16 protein-coding genes are annotated in these 16,988 nt (G+C 58.1%); 10 read left to right on the top strand and 6 right to left on the bottom strand.

What is annotated here, in order from left to right; all coding sequences use genetic code 11:
• Positions 1 to 45: 45 nt before the first annotated feature.
• From GTU79_RS20335 to pstB, 3 genes are read left to right on the top strand one after another with little or no spacing between them, the layout of a single operon-like run.
• Positions 46 to 2,118: an ABC transporter permease subunit gene (locus tag GTU79_RS20335; RefSeq protein WP_214513316.1), complete on the top strand. Its 2,073-nt coding sequence runs from the start codon at positions 46 to 48 to the stop codon at positions 2,116 to 2,118.
• The gene (pstA, locus tag GTU79_RS20330) at positions 2,115 to 3,746 is read left to right on the top strand and encodes a phosphate ABC transporter permease PstA (protein WP_203523656.1); all 1,632 of its coding nucleotides are present in this window, start codon (positions 2,115 to 2,117) and stop codon (positions 3,744 to 3,746) included. Before GTU79_RS20335 ends, pstA begins: the two co-directional genes overlap by 4 nt.
• A 13-nt stretch (positions 3,747 to 3,759) precedes the next feature.
• The gene (gene pstB, locus GTU79_RS20325; protein WP_203523655.1) at positions 3,760 to 4,575 is read left to right on the top strand and encodes a phosphate ABC transporter ATP-binding protein PstB; all 816 of its coding nucleotides are present in this window, start codon (positions 3,760 to 3,762) and stop codon (positions 4,573 to 4,575) included.
• A gap of 2 nt (positions 4,576 to 4,577) precedes the next feature.
• Here pstB and purN read toward each other — a convergent pair whose 3' ends face one another.
• Both purN and purM read right to left on the bottom strand, forming a co-directional pair.
• Positions 4,578 to 5,216 carry a phosphoribosylglycinamide formyltransferase gene (purN, locus tag GTU79_RS20320; RefSeq protein ID WP_203523654.1) on the bottom strand — a complete coding sequence of 213 codons (639 nt, stop codon included), beginning with the start codon at positions 5,214 to 5,216 and terminating at the stop codon, positions 4,578 to 4,580.
• Entirely contained in the window at positions 5,216 to 6,277 is a 1,062-nt protein-coding gene (gene purM, locus GTU79_RS20315; protein WP_214514174.1) for a phosphoribosylformylglycinamidine cyclo-ligase, read from the bottom strand. Before purM ends, purN begins: the two co-directional genes overlap by 1 nt.
• 209 nt (positions 6,278 to 6,486) lie before the next feature.
• Here purM and upp point away from each other — a divergent pair, with 209 nt between their 5' ends.
• Positions 6,487 to 7,113, top strand: coding sequence for a uracil phosphoribosyltransferase (upp, locus tag GTU79_RS20310; RefSeq protein WP_214514173.1), 627 nt, complete (start codon positions 6,487 to 6,489; stop codon positions 7,111 to 7,113).
• A 51-nt stretch (positions 7,114 to 7,164) separates the two neighbouring features.
• Positions 7,165 to 8,478: a uracil permease gene (uraA, locus tag GTU79_RS20305; RefSeq protein ID WP_214513315.1), complete on the top strand. Its 1,314-nt coding sequence runs from the start codon at positions 7,165 to 7,167 to the stop codon at positions 8,476 to 8,478.
• A gap of 867 nt (positions 8,479 to 9,345) precedes the next feature.
• Here uraA and GTU79_RS20300 read toward each other — a convergent pair.
• Positions 9,346 to 9,597: a hypothetical protein gene (locus tag GTU79_RS20300; protein WP_214513314.1), complete on the bottom strand. Its 252-nt coding sequence runs from the start codon at positions 9,595 to 9,597 to the stop codon at positions 9,346 to 9,348.
• 387 nt (positions 9,598 to 9,984) lie between these two features.
• Between GTU79_RS20300 and hda the strand changes: the two genes are divergently transcribed.
• Positions 9,985 to 10,698, top strand: coding sequence for a DnaA inactivator Hda (gene hda, locus GTU79_RS20295; protein WP_413726985.1), 714 nt, complete (start codon positions 9,985 to 9,987; stop codon positions 10,696 to 10,698).
• Positions 10,699 to 10,815: 117 nt separating this feature from the next.
• On the opposite strand, the gene bepA is transcribed toward hda, so the two are convergent.
• The 3 genes from bepA to GTU79_RS20280 form a co-directional block, all read right to left on the bottom strand.
• A complete protein-coding gene (gene bepA, locus GTU79_RS20290) occupies positions 10,816 to 12,288 on the bottom strand; it encodes a beta-barrel assembly-enhancing protease (RefSeq protein WP_203523652.1) in 1,473 nt (490 codons plus the stop codon).
• A gap of 131 nt (positions 12,289 to 12,419) precedes the next feature.
• Complete coding sequence (gene bcp, locus GTU79_RS20285; protein ID WP_132926976.1) at positions 12,420 to 12,887, bottom strand: thioredoxin-dependent thiol peroxidase; 468 nt, start codon at positions 12,885 to 12,887, stop codon at positions 12,420 to 12,422.
• A 20-nt stretch (positions 12,888 to 12,907) separates the two neighbouring features.
• On the bottom strand, positions 12,908 to 13,459 hold the full coding sequence (locus GTU79_RS20280) for a glycine cleavage system transcriptional repressor (protein ID WP_132926978.1): 552 nt from the start codon (positions 13,457 to 13,459) through the stop codon (positions 12,908 to 12,910).
• Between the two features lie 146 nt (positions 13,460 to 13,605).
• Here GTU79_RS20280 and dapA point away from each other — a divergent pair, with 146 nt between their 5' ends.
• The 4 genes from dapA (at position 13,606) to GTU79_RS20260 (ending at position 16,972) form a co-directional block, all read left to right on the top strand.
• Positions 13,606 to 14,484: a 4-hydroxy-tetrahydrodipicolinate synthase gene (gene dapA, locus GTU79_RS20275; protein ID WP_132926980.1), complete on the top strand. Its 879-nt coding sequence runs from the start codon at positions 13,606 to 13,608 to the stop codon at positions 14,482 to 14,484.
• A gap of 18 nt (positions 14,485 to 14,502) precedes the next feature.
• Complete coding sequence (gene bamC, locus GTU79_RS20270) at positions 14,503 to 15,552, top strand: outer membrane protein assembly factor BamC (protein WP_132926981.1); 1,050 nt, start codon at positions 14,503 to 14,505, stop codon at positions 15,550 to 15,552.
• A gap of 66 nt (positions 15,553 to 15,618) precedes the next feature.
• Positions 15,619 to 16,371, top strand: a complete 753-nt coding sequence (gene purC / locus GTU79_RS20265) for a phosphoribosylaminoimidazolesuccinocarboxamide synthase (RefSeq protein ID WP_214513313.1) — start codon at positions 15,619 to 15,621, stop codon at positions 16,369 to 16,371.
• Positions 16,372 to 16,519: 148 nt separating this feature from the next.
• Entirely contained in the window at positions 16,520 to 16,972 is a 453-nt protein-coding gene (locus GTU79_RS20260; RefSeq protein ID WP_132926985.1) for a DUF441 domain-containing protein, read from the top strand.
• The last annotated feature ends 16 nt before the right edge of the window (positions 16,973 to 16,988 follow it).

The raw sequence follows: 16,988 nt of genomic DNA, 5'->3' as shown, positions 1-16,988 counted from the left end.
AAACGACCGTCTGACCCTTGTATTGTCAGCGCCGGCGGTTTACTGGTGCTGCTGGCGCTGCTGCTGATGTTTTTCTATCTGTTATATGCAGTATTGCCCCTGTTCCGCTCCCCGGCCATCGAACCGGCGTCCGGCGTAGCGTTGCCTGCGTCATCGGCGCCACTGGCATGGGGCGCCGATGAATCTCTTTCCTGGGGATATGGCATCGATAAAGGCGGCCTGGGGCGGTTTATCCCGCTGCGGGACGGAGAAACGCCGTCGGCGGTGCCCCTGATGGCGGATTTTTCCTCCCTGGCGGCCGCCACGGGCGGACAGCCGCTGTATATCATGGCCGACCGCCGCGGCAATATCAGGGTAACGCGGCCGGTGTTCAGCCCTCATCCGGCCGAAACGGCGCAATGGACTTTCCCCTTCGGCGAGGGGTTGCGCGCCCTCAGCGATGACGGACTGCCGCTGCGCCATTTGACGCTGGCGCAAACGGATGACGATACGGCGACCATTGCGGCGCAATCGGCCTCCGGCGAAATTGTCTTAGCCCGCATCGGCGCCCGGTATATGATACGCCGGCTGCCGCCGCCCCTTAACGCCGCCGTCGATGGATTATCCCTGTCCGCCGACGGACGCCAGCTCTATGTGGTGTCCGGCACGCGTCTGAGCCTTTATCAATGGGGGGATGACGGTACGCCGCGTCTGCGGGAGCAGGTGGCGCTGGCGGCCGGCGGGCCGGTGGAGATAACGCCCTTGCCCGCAGACGGTTCGCTGCTGGTGCGGGACAGTGAAGAGAAATTGACGTTATGGTCCGACGTGCCGGCGCCCGGCGGGAACTACCTCACCGCCATCCGGCGCTTTACCGGCCCGATCCGGCCCGGCGCGCAAATCATGGTTTCGCCGCAGCGGCCGCTGTTTGGCGTACTGGCCCCCAACGGTGACTTTTCGCTGTTCAGCGCCCGTGAAAGCAGCCGGCGCTGGTCCGCCAGGCTTCTTGCCGGGGCACAGGCCGCGTTCGCGCCGCGGGAGGCCGGCATCGTGGCGGTGGACGGCCACGGATGGCACAGCTGGCGCCTTAGTCTGGGGTCTCCTGAAGTCAGCTGGCGCACGCTGACGCAAAAGGTCTGGTACGGACATTATCCCGCGCCGGCCTGGACCTGGCAGTCCACCTCCGCAGACGGCCGTGACAGCGGTAAATTCAGCCTGGTGCCGCTGCTGGCCGGCACCCTGAAGGCCGCCGGTTACGCCATGCTGTTCGCTACCCCGCTGGCTCTGGCCGCGGCGATGTATACCGCCTGGTTTATGGCGCCGGTATTGAGGCGCTGGGTCAAGCCCGCCATGGAAATCATGGGGGCGGTGCCCAGCGTGATTATCGGGCTGATTGCCGGTGTATGGCTGGCGCCCCATGTTACCCGGATGCTGAGCGGCGTTTTGCTGCTGCCGCTGGTGCTGCCGGCGGTGATATTGGCCGCCGGCTGGGGTATAAGCCGGCTGCCGGCCGGTTGGCGCAACCGGTTTGCCCCTGGCTGGGATTGCCTGGTATTGCTGCCCCTGGCGGCATTCACCGTCGTCCTGATGTGCCGTTTATCGCCGTGGATTGACCGGGTGCTGTTCGGCGTTCCCCTGTCGGAGCGGCTGGGTGAGCATTACAACCCGATGAATGCGCTGGTGGTGGGCATTGCCATGGGATTTGCCCTGATCCCGTTGATGTTCTCGCTGGCGGAGGATGCCTTGTTCAACGTTCCGGTGAGGCTGGTTCAAGGCTCGCTGGCCCTGGGCGCCACTCCCTGGCAGACCTTGTTGGGCGTCACCCTGCCCACCGCCGGCGCCGGCCTGTTTTCGGCGCTGATCCTGGGGCTGGGCCGCGCCATTGGCGAAACCATGATTGTGCTGATGGCCAGCGGCAATATGCCGCGGGTTGACGGCAGCCTGTTTCAAGGGCTGCGGGCGCTGGCGGCCAATATCGCCATTGAAATCCCGGAAGCGGCGCAAAACGGCGACCACTACCGCATATTGCTGCTTACCGCGCTGGTGCTGTTTGTATTCACTTTTCTGATTAACACCCTGGCGGAGGCGCTGCGAATGCGTTTGCGCGAGCGTTATCGGCAACAGGACGGAGAGAGCGGATGAACGCCTGGTTTCGTTCCGGCCGTCCCTGGATTTGGCTTACCGCCGGTTCGGTCAGTATCAGTTTGTTGGCCATGCTGTCGTTGGTTCTGCTGTTGAGCTGGCAGGCAATGCGGCTGTTCTGGCCTCAGCCGGTTTACCAGTTCCAGCTGAGCGCCATGGCCGGGCAACCGGGCCGATTGCTGGGGGAAATAGTCGCCGTCAGGGGACAAGGGGCTTCGGCCGGCAGCGGCGCGGCGCGGACGGAGGACGGGAGGAAATATGTGATTCGTATCGGCGGCACGGATGCGGATCGTGACTTTTATACCGTGGCGGCTGACCGGGTGAGCGCACGGCAACGCCCTGCCGATGTACTGGTGGTGCAGCGGAGCTTTTACAGTAAGGAATATGGTTATTTACAAGGGATGCTGGAAGACGGGCAGCCGCTGACCGCCGTCGATATGCCCCGCGCGCTGCGGCAACGATTGGCGCTGATGGAGACCCAGCGCCGGCTGGCACGGGAACTGCGCGGCGTCGAACGGTCAGGACTGGATCAGCGGGCGGAACGCCTGGATAGCCAGCGGCGGCAATGGATAAAGGCCGGGCAATGGACGGCCCGCAATCAGGCGGACTTCGGCGCTGCGCAGACTGAACTTGCGCGCCGGATGGACCAGGTGGACCGGCAACTGGCGACGGTGGAGAAAGAGCTGGATCGGGATCAGCTGGTGCTGCGGGACGTGGAGGGCGCCGTGCGGATGATACCGCTGCGGGAGATAGAACGCGCCTGGTATCCCAACCATATGACGACCCTGGAAAAAGTGCGGCTGTGGAGCGGACAGGTGGGCCGGTTTGTCGGTGGCTCGGGAGAAGACGCCGACGCCCGCGCCGGCGCTTTCCCGGCCATGGTGGGCACGCTGTTGCTGGTGATGCTGATGTCGGTGATGGTGATGCCGCTGGGGGTGATGGCGGCGATTTATCTGCATGAATATGCGCGTTCAAACTGGCTCACCCGCCTGATACGGATCTCGGTGGGTAATCTGGCGGGAGTGCCGTCCATCGTATACGGCGTTTTCGGGCTGGGATTTTTTGTGTATGTGCTGGGGGGGACGCTGGATAAGCTGTTTTATGCCGATGCCTTGCCCAACCCCACCTTCGGCACCCCCGGCCTGCTGTGGGCGTCGTTGACCCTGGCATTGCTGACGCTGCCGGTGGTTATCGTCGCTACCGAGGAGGGACTGGAGCGTATCCCCTCTTCACTGCGCCACGGATCGCTGGCCCTGGGAGCGACCCGGGCGGAGACCCTGTGGCGCGTGGTGCTGCCCGGCGCGGCGCCCGCCATGATAACCGGCCTGATTCTGGCGGTGGCCAGGGCGGCGGGCGAAACCGCTCCGCTGATGCTGGTGGGCGTGATAAAATCCGCCCCCATGCTGCCCATCGACGGCGTCTTTCCTTATCTACATCCAGAACGGAAATTTATGCATCTTGGCTTTCAGATCTACGATATGGCGTTTCAAAGCCCGGACAGCGATGCCGCACGTCCGCTGCTGTTTGCCACGGCGCTGTTGCTGATACTTATTGTCATCGGACTGAACCTGGCGGCCATCGGCCTGCGCCACCGCCTGCGGGAAAAATACCGCGTGCTGACGCTTTAATGGAGAACAAGCCATGTCATTGGTAAAGCAGGATATTTTTCCGCCGGTGCCGGATGTCAGCCTGCTGGATGTCGGGCAAACGGCGCTGGAGGCGAAAAGCCTCGCGGTGTATTATAACGGGCGGCCGGCGCTGGAGGATATCAGCCTGCGCATACCCAAGCGGCACATCACATCGCTTATCGGTCCCTCGGGCTGCGGCAAATCGACGTTGCTGCGCTGTTTTAACCGCATGAACGATCTTACCGAAGATTGCCGCGTAGAGGGAGAGGTCCGTCTGGGAGGAGAAAATATCTATCATCCGCAGCAGGACGTGGTGGCCTTGCGCCGGCGGGTGGGCATGGTATTCCAGCGCCCCAATCCTTTTCCGAAATCCATCTATGATAACGTGGTCTACGGCCTGCGGCTGCTGGGGATCCGCGATCGCCGGGCGTTGGATATCGCGGCTGAACAGGCGCTGCGCGCCGCCGCGCTGTGGCATGAAGTGAAGGATCGTCTGCGGGAAAACGCCTTCCGCCTCTCCAGCGGCCAGCAGCAGCGGCTGGTCATCGCCCGGGCCATTGCCGTCGAGCCGGAAATTTTATTGCTGGATGAACCGACATCGGCGCTTGATCCCATCACCACGCTGACCATCGAGGAGCTGATGATCTCACTGAAAGCGCATTTCACCCTGGTGCTGGTGACGCATAACATGCAGCAGGCGGCGCGGGTATCGGATTATACCGCGTTTATCCACCAGGGCCGCCTGGTGGAATTCAGCGCCACAGATCGTTTGTTTACCTCGCCGGCGGAACGTAAAACCGAAGAGTATATTACCGGACGTCTGCGCTAGGCCTATTCCGCCGCGTAGCCGGCCGGCGGCAACGGCAGTCCGTCCAACCGCGCCATGCCGCCCCGCAATTCCAGGCGGCCCTGCAGCAGCCAACGGATAGCCAGGGGATAAATGGCGTGTTCCTGGGTTTTGACGCGCGCCACCAGCTCCGCTTCATTATCGTCCGGAAACACCGGCACCTTCGCCTGCAAAATCACCGGCCCGCCGTCTAGTTCCTCGGTGACGAAGTGCACTGACGTGCCGTGTTCATCATCACCGTTGGCCAAGACCTGGCGGTGGGTGTGCAGGCCGGGATAGCGCGGCAGCAGGGAAGGGTGGATATTCAGCAGCCGGCCCGCATAATGGCTGACAAACGCCGGCGACAGGATACGCATATAACCGGCCAGGATGACCGCGTCCGGCCGGTGTTCATCAATGCGTTCCATCAACGCCTGGTCAAAGGCGGCCCGATGGGGATAATCGCCGGGATTAAGGGCATGGGCCGGCAGGCTTCCCTGGGCGGCGCGCTGTAATCCGTAGGCATCGGCGCGGTTGCTGAACACCGCGGCGATCCGCGCCGGAATTTTACCATCCCGGCAGGCATCCATTACCGCCTGAAGATTGCTGCCTTCGCCGGAGAGAAGCACGACAATCTTTTTCATCAGCGGATGATCACCCGGTCCTCGCCGGTAAGGGGTTCGATCTCCCCCAGCTTCCAGGCGGTTTCCCCCAGGGCGCCCAGCATAGCAAGCGCGCTGTCCGCGCTCTCGGCCGGAACCGCTATCACCATGCCGACGCCGCAGTTAAAGGTGCGGTACATTTCATGGCGGCTTACGTTGCCGGCCTGCTGCAGCCAATGGAATACCGCCGGCCACTGCCAGCTGCTTTCGTTAATCACCGCCCGGGTATCCGCCGGCAATACCCGGGGGATGTTCTCCCAAAAACCGCCGCCGGTAAGATGGGCGATGGCATGGATTTCCGTCTGGGCGATAAGCTGCAGCAGCGCCTTGACGTAGATGCGGGTAGGCTGCAGCAGATGATCCGCCAAAGGCGCGCCCTCGAGCCGGGTTTGCAGCGGATCGGTCTGGCTGAACTCCAGAATTTTACGCACCAGGGAGTAGCCGTTGGAGTGCGGACCGCTGGAAGCCAGAGCCAGCAGCGTATCCCCCGCCCGGACTTTACTGCCGTCGATGATCTCTGATTTCTCCACCACGCCGACGCAGAAACCGGCGACATCATAATCCTCACCGTGGTACATGCCGGGCATTTCCGCCGTTTCGCCCCCCACCAGCGCGCAGCCGGCCTGCTTGCAGCCCTCCGCGATGCCGGTGATGACCTGGGCGGCGGTATCCACATCCAGTTTTCCGGTAGCGAAGTAATCAAGGAAAAACAGCGGTTCGGCTCCCTGCACCACCAGATCATTCACACACATCGCCACCAGATCGATACCTATGGTATCGTGACGTTGCAGATCCATCGCCAGACGCAGTTTCGTGCCGACACCGTCGGTGCCGGAAACCAGAATCGGCTCGCGGTATTTCTGCGGTATCGCGCACAGCGCACCGAAGCCACCCAGCCCGCCCATGACTTCGGGACGTTTCGTCTGTTTCACCACACCTTTAATGCGGTCTACCAATGCGTTGCCGGCATCGATATCCACACCTGCGTCTTTATAGCTGAGAGAGGTTTTTCGGTCACTGCAAGATCCCCACGGAGATGATATGTTGCGGTTTAAATAGGGCGCCGGCAATTCTAACAGCGCGGGCAAACGTTTGCGAGTGGTGTTGTCAAACCATTTGGCTTTTCATTGTCTATAGTGAATTTTAATAATCCATTGATCGGGATCAGCTATTTTCATAGGGCGCGGCAAAAAAAAGGGGTTATAATCTCGCGATTTTTTTGACCGTTCAATGCTTCCTGGGGAGAGTAATGATGAAGATCGTTGAAGTAAAACACCCGCTCGTTAAACACAAGCTTGTTTTAATGCGTGAAAATGACATCAGCACCAAGCGTTTTCGCGAATTGGCATCGGAAGTGGGTAGTTTACTGACCTATGTGGCAACCGCCGATCTCGAGACTGAAAAAGTCACCATCGAGGGCTGGTGCGGTCCGGTTGAAATCGATCAGATCAAGGGCAAAAAAATTACCGTCGTGCCTATCCTCCGCGCCGGCCTGGGCATGATGGACGGCGTATTGGAAAACGTCCCCAGCGCGCGTATCAGCGTGGTGGGCATCTACCGCAACGAGACCACGCTCAAACCGGTACCCTATTTTCAAAAGCTGGTGTCGGATATCAACGAGCGCATGGCCCTGGTGGTGGATCCTATGCTTGCCACCGGCGGCTCGATGATTGCCACTATCGATCTGCTGAAAAAGGCCGGCTGCAAAGCTATCAAGGTGCTGGTACTGGTGGCGGCGCCGGAAGGGCTGGCGGCGCTGGAAGCGGCGCATCCCGATATTGAACTCTATACGGCGGCCATTGACGAGGGCCTCAACGAGCAAGGCTACATCATGCCGGGCCTCGGCGATGCGGGCGATAAGTTATTCGGTACCAAATAACATCAAGCCGACCGGAAGGGTCGGTTTTTGATTTTAAATTGAGGAACTCACATGACCCGTCGCGCCATCGCAGTGGATGAACGCCCGCCGTTACTGCAAACCATCCCATTGAGCTTACAACACCTGTTCGCCATGTTCGGCGCCACCGTCCTGGTTCCGATTTTATTCAAAATCAATCCCGCCACCGTGCTGTTGTTCAACGGCATCGGCACCCTGCTGTATCTGTTCATTTGCAAAGGAAAAATCCCGGCCTATCTGGGGTCAAGCTTTGCCTTTATATCGCCGGTGCTGCTGCTGCCGCCGATGGGATACGAATCGGCCCTCGGGGGCTTTATCGCCTGCGGCGCGCTGTTTTGCATCGTGGCATGGATTGTCAAAGTGGCCGGCACCGGCTGGATCGGGGTGGTATTCCCGCCGGCGGCGATGGGAGCCATCGTATCGGTTATCGGCCTGGAGCTGGCGGGCGTTGCGGCCAATATGGCGGGGCTGCTGCCTGCCGACGGGGCAAGCGTTGATCACTCCACCGTCATCATTTCCATGGTGACCCTGGCGGTGACGGTGCTGGGGTCCGTACTGTTCCGCGGTTTCCTGGCGATTATCCCGATCCTTATCGGGGTACTGGCGGGTTATGCCCCGGCCTGGTTTATGGGCGCGGTAGACTTATCGCCGGTGGCGGCCGCGCACTGGTTTGCCATGCCGACCTTTTACACACCGCGTTTTGAATGGGTGGCCTTTCTGACCATCCTGCCGGCGGCGCTGGTGGTGATTGCCGAGCATATCGGCCATCTGGTGGTCACCGCCAATATCGTCAAGCGCGATCTCCTGCGCGATCCCGGCCTGCATCGTTCAATGTTCGCCAATGGCGTTTCCACCATGCTTTCAGGCTTTTTCGGCTCCACCCCCAACACCACCTACGGCGAGAATATCGGCGTCATGGCCATCACCAAGGTTTACAGCACCTGGGTAATCGGCGGCGCGGCGATATTCGCCATCCTACTGTCATGTATCGGCAAGCTTGCTGCGGCGATCCAGGCGGTGCCGGTCCCGGTGATGGGGGGTGTCTCGCTGCTGCTGTACGGGGTGATTGCCGCCTCGGGGATCCGGGTACTGATTGAATCGAAGGTGGATTATAACAAGCCGCAAAATCTCATCCTGACCTCGGTCATCCTGATTATCGGCGTCAGCGGCGCGAAAATACATATCGGCGCCGCCGAACTGAAGGGCATGGCCCTGGCTACCGTCGTGGGTATCGGCTTGAGCCTGCTATTCAAGGTGATTACCCTGGTCCGCGGTGAAGAAGTGATAATCGACGCTGACAGCACGCCGGTCCTTGACGCCGCCAATCTGGAAAAGCCGGAACGCTAGACCCCCGATCACCCTGCGTGAAGCGGACGTGTTAAAGGGAGACCGTGACAATGGGGCCGAAGCCGCCGTCCGGCGGCGGCCGGAGCGCCCCATGGCGCGGTAGGCCCCCGATCACCGTGCGTGAAGCGGACATGTTAAAGGGAGACCGTGACAATGGGGTCGAAGCCGCCGACCGGCGGCGGCCGGAGCGCCCCATGGCGCGGTAGGCCCGCGATCACCGTGCGTGAAGCGGACATGTTAAAGGGAGACCGTGACAATGGGGCCGAAGCCGCCGTCCGGCGGTGGCCGGAGCGCCCCATGGCGCGGTAGGCCCCCGATTACCGTGCGTGAAGCGGACGTGTTAAAGGGAGACCGTGACAATGGGGTCGAAGCCGCCGTCCGGCGGTGGCCGGAGCGCCCCATGGCGCGGTAGGCCCCCGATTACCGTGCGTGAAGCGGACGTGTTAAAGGGAGACCGTGACAATGGGGTCGAAGCCGCCGTCCGGCGGTGGCCGGAGCGCCCCATGGCGCGGTAGGCCCCCGATCACCGTGCGTGAAGCGGACGTGTTAAAGGGAGACCGTGACAATGGGGTCGAAGCCGCCGTCCGGCGGCGGCCGGAGCGCCCCATGGCGCGGTAGGCCCGCGATCACCGTGCGTGAAGCGGACATGTTAAAGGGAGCGCGCCTGTTCTGATATTGATTTTCCGCTGGAGCGGCATCTTGCCGTGGTGCAGGAAAGGATTAGCCCACCGGCGGTGCCGGAAATAAAGCTTTATGAGCTACGTCGCCGCTACCGGCAAAAACGCATGAACGAATGCAGTATCTTGACGGCATTACGTTCGCCCGTCGTCGAATAAAACATTACTCATTCTTTTATCAGACTGACCATTAATGATAACTTGTCATAATATTCGTCACTATATTTCTTGGCAGGATTATTCCTTTGGCATAAGCCACCTCTATTTCCATATAAGCGGCCATTAATGTAATAGTATAATTAATCAAATCCAGTTTCAGGGCGACCTTTTCTAAAAACGGAAAATGCCGGGTTATATTTTCAGCATCATTCGTATTGATAAACCCTTGTTTATACGGCTTAAGCAGTAGTGCGGCAACCTCTTCCCTGCTATGTCCGCTCACGTAGGCAAGCCGGATAATTAATACCGTTAATAACGGCGGGGCGCCGGCCGCTGTGGGCTGATTGTTTTAGTTATTTATGATTTTCGAGCACTCCAACGGCTGATGTTTCATGTTCTTCACTCCCTGCAATATTCATTGAAATAGCTAATCGGATGGTTTTTAAAAAACTTCAATTACATTTATATCCCCTGGGAACGATAAGCCTCCCCTGTCACGGAACAAACGAGGTTTGCCGTTCCCAATGAGCGTTATGATAAAAAAAGATTTCTAGTTACTTATGGAAAAACGGATTATGTATCAGGCAAATTAACTTTGCCAAGCCGTCCTTTCCATATTATCCCCTTTTGAATTTTATGTTAAACTAAACCTGTTATCCTGCCTGTTTGCATTGAGGTAATTCTGACTACGCCGGCACAACTCTCTTTACCGCTTTATCTGCCAGATGACGAAACGTTCGCCAGCTTTTATGCGGGTGAAAATCTGTCGCTGCTGGCGGCATTGCACAGCATGTTAACCGAAGAGCACGGGAGTTATCTTTACTTCTGGTCCCGCACGGGGGGCGGGCGCAGCCATTTGATGCACGCCGCCTGCGCCGAACTCTCCGGCCGCGGGGAAGCCGTCGGCTATGTGCCGCTGGATAAACGGACCTGGTTCGTGCCGGAGGTAATGGACGGCATGGAGCAACTGGCGCTGGTCACCATCGATAATATTGAATGCATCGCCGGTGACGAGCCTTGGGAAATGGCTATTTTCAATCTCTACAACCGGATACAGGAAACCGGGCGAACCCGTCTCATCATCAGCGGCAACTGCCCGCCGCGCCAGCTGAAACTGAACCTGCCGGATTTGGCCTCGCGTCTGGATTGGGGACAAATCTACCGGCTTCAGCCTTTGTCCGACGAGGAGAAAGGCGCCGCCCTGCAGCTGCGGGCCAAACTGCGTGGTTTCGAGCTGCCGGAAGACGTCAGCCGTTTTCTGCTTAAAAGGCTGGAGCGGGATATGAGAACCTTGTCACAAACCCTGGATCAGCTCGATCACGCCTCCATCAGTGCCCAGCGCAAGCTGACCATTCCCTTTGTCAAAGAGATTCTTCACTTGTAAACGTGGCGCGGATCGAGCCGGCAGGGACGTGTTCACGGCAGGTTTACCGTATGGCCAGGATCCGGCGGCCTGATCCGTGCAAGCACTTTTGCAGCAAGCTCAGGCCGTGTTCAGCGCTCAGGATTTCTGGTAAGGCTTGAAGCGTTTTTCCAAATCCCGCAGTTGATCGATCCGGGCATCGTAACGGGCCTGTTGCAGACTGCCCAATTTCACCAGCGAGCTGGCATTGCTTAATGCCCGGACGGCCTGATCGAGCTGGCCGTTCAGCGCCAGGCTTTCCGCGCGCGCCGCCAGTTCCTGATCCCTCATTCCCAAGCCGGCGCAGGCTTGCGCCAGGAGATCCCAGCCGTTGGTATCGTCTTGATGATTGAAGGTGTAACGGTTAAGAAGATGGATGGCATCATTATAACGATGGCCTTCCACGTAAGCGTTCGCCAGATTAAGCAGCAAAACCGGATTGGCGGAATTGTCCTGTACCTTTACCAGCGCCTCCAGCCGGGCAATGGCCTGCGGCGCGCGCTGCTGCGCCAGGTCGATATCGGTCATCAAATCCACGAACCAGATACTGGCCGGCTGTTTGCTGAGCAGCGGTTGCAGGGATCGGCGGGCATCGTCGTATTTTTTCGCCTCTAGAAACAGCACCGCTTCACCATATTGCGCGGCGATTTGCTGACGCGCGTTGCCCTTTTTCCAGCGGGTGAGGGTGTCGTCCCCCAGGACGTTGTTGGTGGTGCTGTACATGCCGAGAATCCGCGCCTTGGCCAGATAAAAGTCCTGTGACGAATCCATCACCACATGCCGCATCTGGTTGGCCCGGTTGCGGATATCCGCCAGGCGGCTCATCGGCAGGGGGTGGGTCAACAGCATTTCCGGCGGGGTAGTGGAATAATGGGTATCGTCCGCCAGCTTTTGCAAAAAATCAGGCATGGCCTGCGGATCAAAACCGGAGCGCTGCAACACCTGAATGCCGACGCGATCCGCTTCCTGCTCATTGCCCTGGGTAAAGCTGATGATTCCCTGCTGCGTCCCGGCGAGGGTACCGCTGAGCGCCGCCATGCCCATCTGCGGGTTAGCCATGGTCAGCAATATGGACCCCAGCGCGCCGGCCCAGGTCAGAGGCGCGCTGCGTTTTTGATCTTCCATGGCGCGCGCCAGGTGGCGCTGGGTCACATGGGATATTTCATGGGCCAGCACCGAGGCTAGCTGGCTTTCGTTATCGGTATAGCGGAATATTGCCGAATGCACCACCACGTTGCCGCCGAAAAAGGCAAAGGCGTTCAGTTCGTCGTTGCGGATCAGGAAGAAGTGAAACGGGAAATTCACCGAATGGGCATGGGACACCAGAATGTTGCCCAGATGGTTGATATAGGCCTCGAGCAGGGGGTCGTTAATCAGGGGCGAATTGCCGCGCAACTGACGGACATAAAAATCCCCCATCTGTATTTCCTGGCCGATGCTCAGCGTGCTGCCGGCCGTGGTGCCCATATCGGGCAGCTGGTCCGAATCATCAGCCAACAGAAACGGGCAATAGGTCAGGGCCATGGCGGCCAGCAGGCCGGCGATAAGGCTGTTTTTCATCCTTGGTAGCATAAACTCCATCCTCTACCTGAGCCGTAGCGATACAGTCTTTGACAGCGACGGCAACTAAGCGTTCTGGCTTTTTTCGCGCCGGCAAGTACCGACCGGCCCGCAGGCCGGACAATCATGGCCGGCATGATGAATCAGGCGCCTTTAAGGTAGGCCAGCACGATATCGTGATGGTTACTGGTTTTGAAGTCGTCGAACACCTTCTCAATCTTGCCGTCGAGTCCGATCAGGAAGCTAATGCGATGTATGCCGTCATAGGTTTTACCCATAAAGGATTTTTCACCCCATACGCCGAATTCTTCGGCCACGCTGTGATCGGCATCGGACAACAGGGTGAAATTAAGCAGCTCTTTCTCAACGAATTTCGACAGCTTTTCCGGTTTGTCGGTGCTGATGCCGAGAACTTCCACGCCCGATTTATGCAGTTCGTCCATATTATCACGCAGCCCGCAGGCTTGCACGGTACAGCCAGGAGTCATGGCCTTGGGATAAAAGTAAACCAATACTTTTTGTCCCTGGAAGTCGGTCAGACTAACCTGTTCACCGTCCTGATCGGGCAAGCTAAATTTCGGCGCAGTATCACCGGCTTTCAGTGGCGTCATTGCAATACTCCATCTATCTATTAATTCTGTGGATGATTCACAACACTAATACTGCCTTGCGCATTCAGTTCTGTACAGAGTTGATGAAACGTATCTTCGATCTCTCCCACCGGCCGATCCGACGAGCCATGGGCGGTAATCTGGATATAAAGCCGCGGCGGATGTTCACCCTGAGCCGGCTGCGTTTTGGAAACCAGCTCGGCGATATTCATATGATGGCTGTCGAACAAATCGGTAAAACGCTCAATCAGGTGGGGGGAATCCTCCACTTCCACCTTAACCCAGACCGTGGTGGGCGTCTCTTTTTGTTCACTGGCGACGGTTCGTTTCATCACGATAAGCAAATCCAGGTCGACACCCTGGAGGGGCAGGGTGGATTCGATAAGCGTGATGGCGTTCCAACTGCCGGATAACAACATGATCAGCGTGAATTCTTCCCCCAGCATGGCGAGGCGGCTATCTTCAATATTACAGCCACACCCGCTGACATGCCGGGTGATGGTATTGACAATACCGGGACGGTCGGTGCCCAGCGCGGTGATGACCAGATAATGTTGTTGTTGCTGCGGCAAAATTGCGCTTCCTGTCCAGCGAGATGTGATTTACATGGTAACCCTAAAAAAAACCTGCTGCCAAGGGCTTACATGACCGATGTTTGCTTGCTTTTGGATAGGTGACAAAAGTACCATGAATAACCTGTTTGTGGAGGGGATGGTCAATGTTTACGGGAAGCATAGTTGCACTGGTTACACCAATGGATGACAAGGGTGCCGTCGATTGGGCGAGTTTAAAAAAATTAATCGATTATCATGTCGCCAGCGGAACGTCGGCGATAGTCTCAGTCGGCACCACCGGCGAGTCATCCACCCTGAGCCACGATGAGCATGGCGAAGTGGTGATGCGGACCTTGGAACTGAGCGACGGCCGTATCCCGGTGATCGCCGGCACCGGCGCCAATTCAACCTCGGAAGCGATTTGCCTGACGCAGCGTTTTAACAACAGCGGCGTGGTGGGATGCCTGACGGTGACGCCTTATTACAACAAACCGACCCAGGAAGGCCTGTTCCAGCATTTCAAGGCGATCGCCGAACACACAGACTTGCCGCAAATCCTGTATAATGTGCCGTCGCGTACCGGTTGTGATATGTTGCCGCCCACGATTGCGCGTTTGTCCAAAATTAAAAATATCGTCGCGGTAAAAGAAGCCACGGGGAACTTAAACCGTGTCAGCCAGATCCAAGAGCTGGTTGATGATGATTTTATCCTGCTCAGCGGGGACGATTCCACCGGGCTGGACTTCATGCAACTGGGCGGCAGGGGCGTGATTTCCGTCACGGCGAACGTCGCCGCCCGCGAAATGGCGCAAATGTGCGCGCTGGCGGCGCAGGGCAATTTTCTTGAAGCGCGCCGGTTGAATCAGCGCCTGATGCCGTTGCATCAGAAATTATTTATAGAATCCAACCCAATTCCCGTTAAGTGGGCCTGTAAAGCATTGGGATTAATGGCAACCGATACGTTACGTTTGCCGATGACGCCGCTGACCGAGAATGATAGCCGTGTTGTTGAACAAGCGTTAACGGATGCCGGTTTGCTGTAACTCTGTTAGGGAGAATTGATGGCTTATTCATTACAAAAGTCGGTGGTGGCAAAAGTGGTGGGCGCGTCGTTGTTCATGCTGCTTGCGGCCTGTACCAGCGATCAGCGTTATAAACGTCAGGTAAACGGCAATGAAGATTACCTGCAGGCACCGGCACTTAGCGCGCTTAACAGTCCATCCGGTATGATTCTGCCCGTTGAGAACGGGGATTACGAAGTACCCCCCGGATCGCTGAAAGGCCAGGTAGGCAAGGAACTGGATGTCCGGCCGCCGGCGCAGCCATTGGCTTTGTTGGACGGTTCCCGTTCGCAGTATAGCGGCGATACCGCGGTCATCCAGATTGAAAACAGCGCGCAGGCCCGTGATTTGTGGTCGCGGGTCGTGGGTGTGGTGCAAAGCAAGGGCTACACCATCGCCTCCCGCCAGGACGCCGACCAGACATTAAACACCGATTGGGTGCAATGGTCCCGTGCCGACGAGGATGTGCAATATCGCGGCCGCTACCAGGTGAGCCTGCGTACCGAGGGTTATCAAACCTCGCTGATGGTGAAATCACTGGCGCTTGAACAGCAAAACAACCCGGTGGCGGCGCCGGCCATGGTCCAGCGTTACACCGTGTCGATGCTGAACAGCGTGGCGCAGGGGCTCGAACAGCTCAACGAGGATCAGGACAAGAGCCGGATATCCGGCCAGACCGCCGATTTAAGCGTTGAAAGCGGGGCGGATGACTCCGGTCTGCCGCTGCTGGTGGTGCGCTCATCCTATGCGGTGGTGTGGCAGCATCTGCCGTCGGCGCTGGATAAGATCGGCATGAAGGTGAAGGATACCAGCCGTCCGCTGGGGACCATCTCCGTCACCTATGATTCTCCGAGCAGCGGTACCTGGGATGACCTGGGCGCCAAAGACCCCGGCCTGGTTAACGGCGATTACAAGCTGCAGGTGGGAGATCTGGGCAACCGCAGCACCCTGCAGTTTACCGATCCAAAAGGCCATACCCTCACCCAGTCGCAAAACGACGCCCTGGTGCAGGTATTCCAGGCGGCTCTCAGCAAGTCGTCTACCCACTAATCCAAAAAAGGGGCCGGCGCCCCTTTTTTTATCGTTAAGCGTTATTTGCAATTGGAGTGAATCAAGATGCAAAAGTTAGCTGAGTTGTATCGCGGAAAGGCGAAAACGGTCTATACCACCCAGGATCCGGATTTGCTGATTTTAGAATTCCGCAATGATACGTCAGCATTGGATGGCCAACGTATTGAACAATTCGAGCGTAAGGGCTTGGTTAATAATAAATTCAACTATTTTATCATGACCAAACTCGCCGAAGCCGGTATTCCCACGCAAATGGTCCGCCTATTGTCGGATACCGAGGTACTGGTTAAAAAATTATCCATGATTCCGGTAGAGTGCGTCGTGCGCAACCGCGCGGCCGGATCCCTGGTGAAGCGTCTGGGCATCAAAGAAGGCGAGATCCTCAATCCGCCGCTGTTCGATATGTTTTTGAAGAACGACGCCATGCACGATCCGATGATTAACGAATCTTACTGCGCCACCTTCGGCTGGGCGAGCGAAGCGCATCTGGCCCGTATGAAGCAGTTGACCTATCAGGCCAATGACGTTTTAAGCAAGATTTTTGACGATGCGGGCCTGATCCTGGTGGATTTCAAGCTGGAATTCGGTTTGTTCCAGGGTGAGGTGGTGCTCGGTGATGAATTCTCACCGGACGGCAGCCGTTTGTGGGATAAAGCCACTCTCAATAAGATGGACAAGGATCGTTTCCGTCAAAGTCTGGGCGGCGTGATTGAAGCCTATGGGAAAGTCGCACACCGTAGCGGCGTAGAGCGGGACGGACGCGCATTCTTTCCCCTCTCCCTCTGTGAGGCGGCGTAATGGTACCGCCGGCGCGTTGAGCCCAGCGCTCCCCCGGCGGGTACCGGCATAAACAGACCCGCCGGCGGGCGGGAGAGCAAGAGTGACGGGCCGTTGCCGCCGCGCTGGCGGCGTTTTGCCCTGAATGATAATCCGGGATGAAATTCTCATGACTTTTTTGGATCCGACGCTACTGATTTTACTGGCGCTGGCGGCACTGGGCATTATCAGCCATAACAACACCGTCACAGTGGCCATCCTGTTCTTGCTTATCGTCCGTCTGACCCCGTTGAGCCATTTTTTTCCCTGGGTGGAAAAGCAGGGACTGACCCTCGGTATTATCATCCTGACCATCGGTGTTATGGCCCCCATAGCCAGCGGCACGATTTCCGCCAGCAGCGTCATGCACTCTTTTTTGCATTGGAAATCCCTGCTGGCCATTTTGATCGGGGTGCTGGTTTCCTGGCTGGGCGGCCGCGGTGTTTCCCTGATGTCGAGCCAGCCTTCGGTGGTGGCCGGCCTGCTGGTGGGCACGGTGCTTGGGGTGGCGCTGCTGCGCGGCGTGCCGGTAGGCCCGTTGATTGCCGCCGGTCTTTTGTCATTAGTGATTGGCAAACATTGATATGCCCGGCCTGTCG

Origin of the sequence: Sodalis ligni, assembly GCF_016865525.2 — a bacterium.
GTDB lineage: Bacteria > Pseudomonadota > Gammaproteobacteria > Enterobacterales > Enterobacteriaceae > Acerihabitans > Acerihabitans ligni.
The sequence above is the reverse complement of the archived record's forward strand: the minus strand, read 5'-3'. Positions and strand labels throughout refer to the sequence as shown.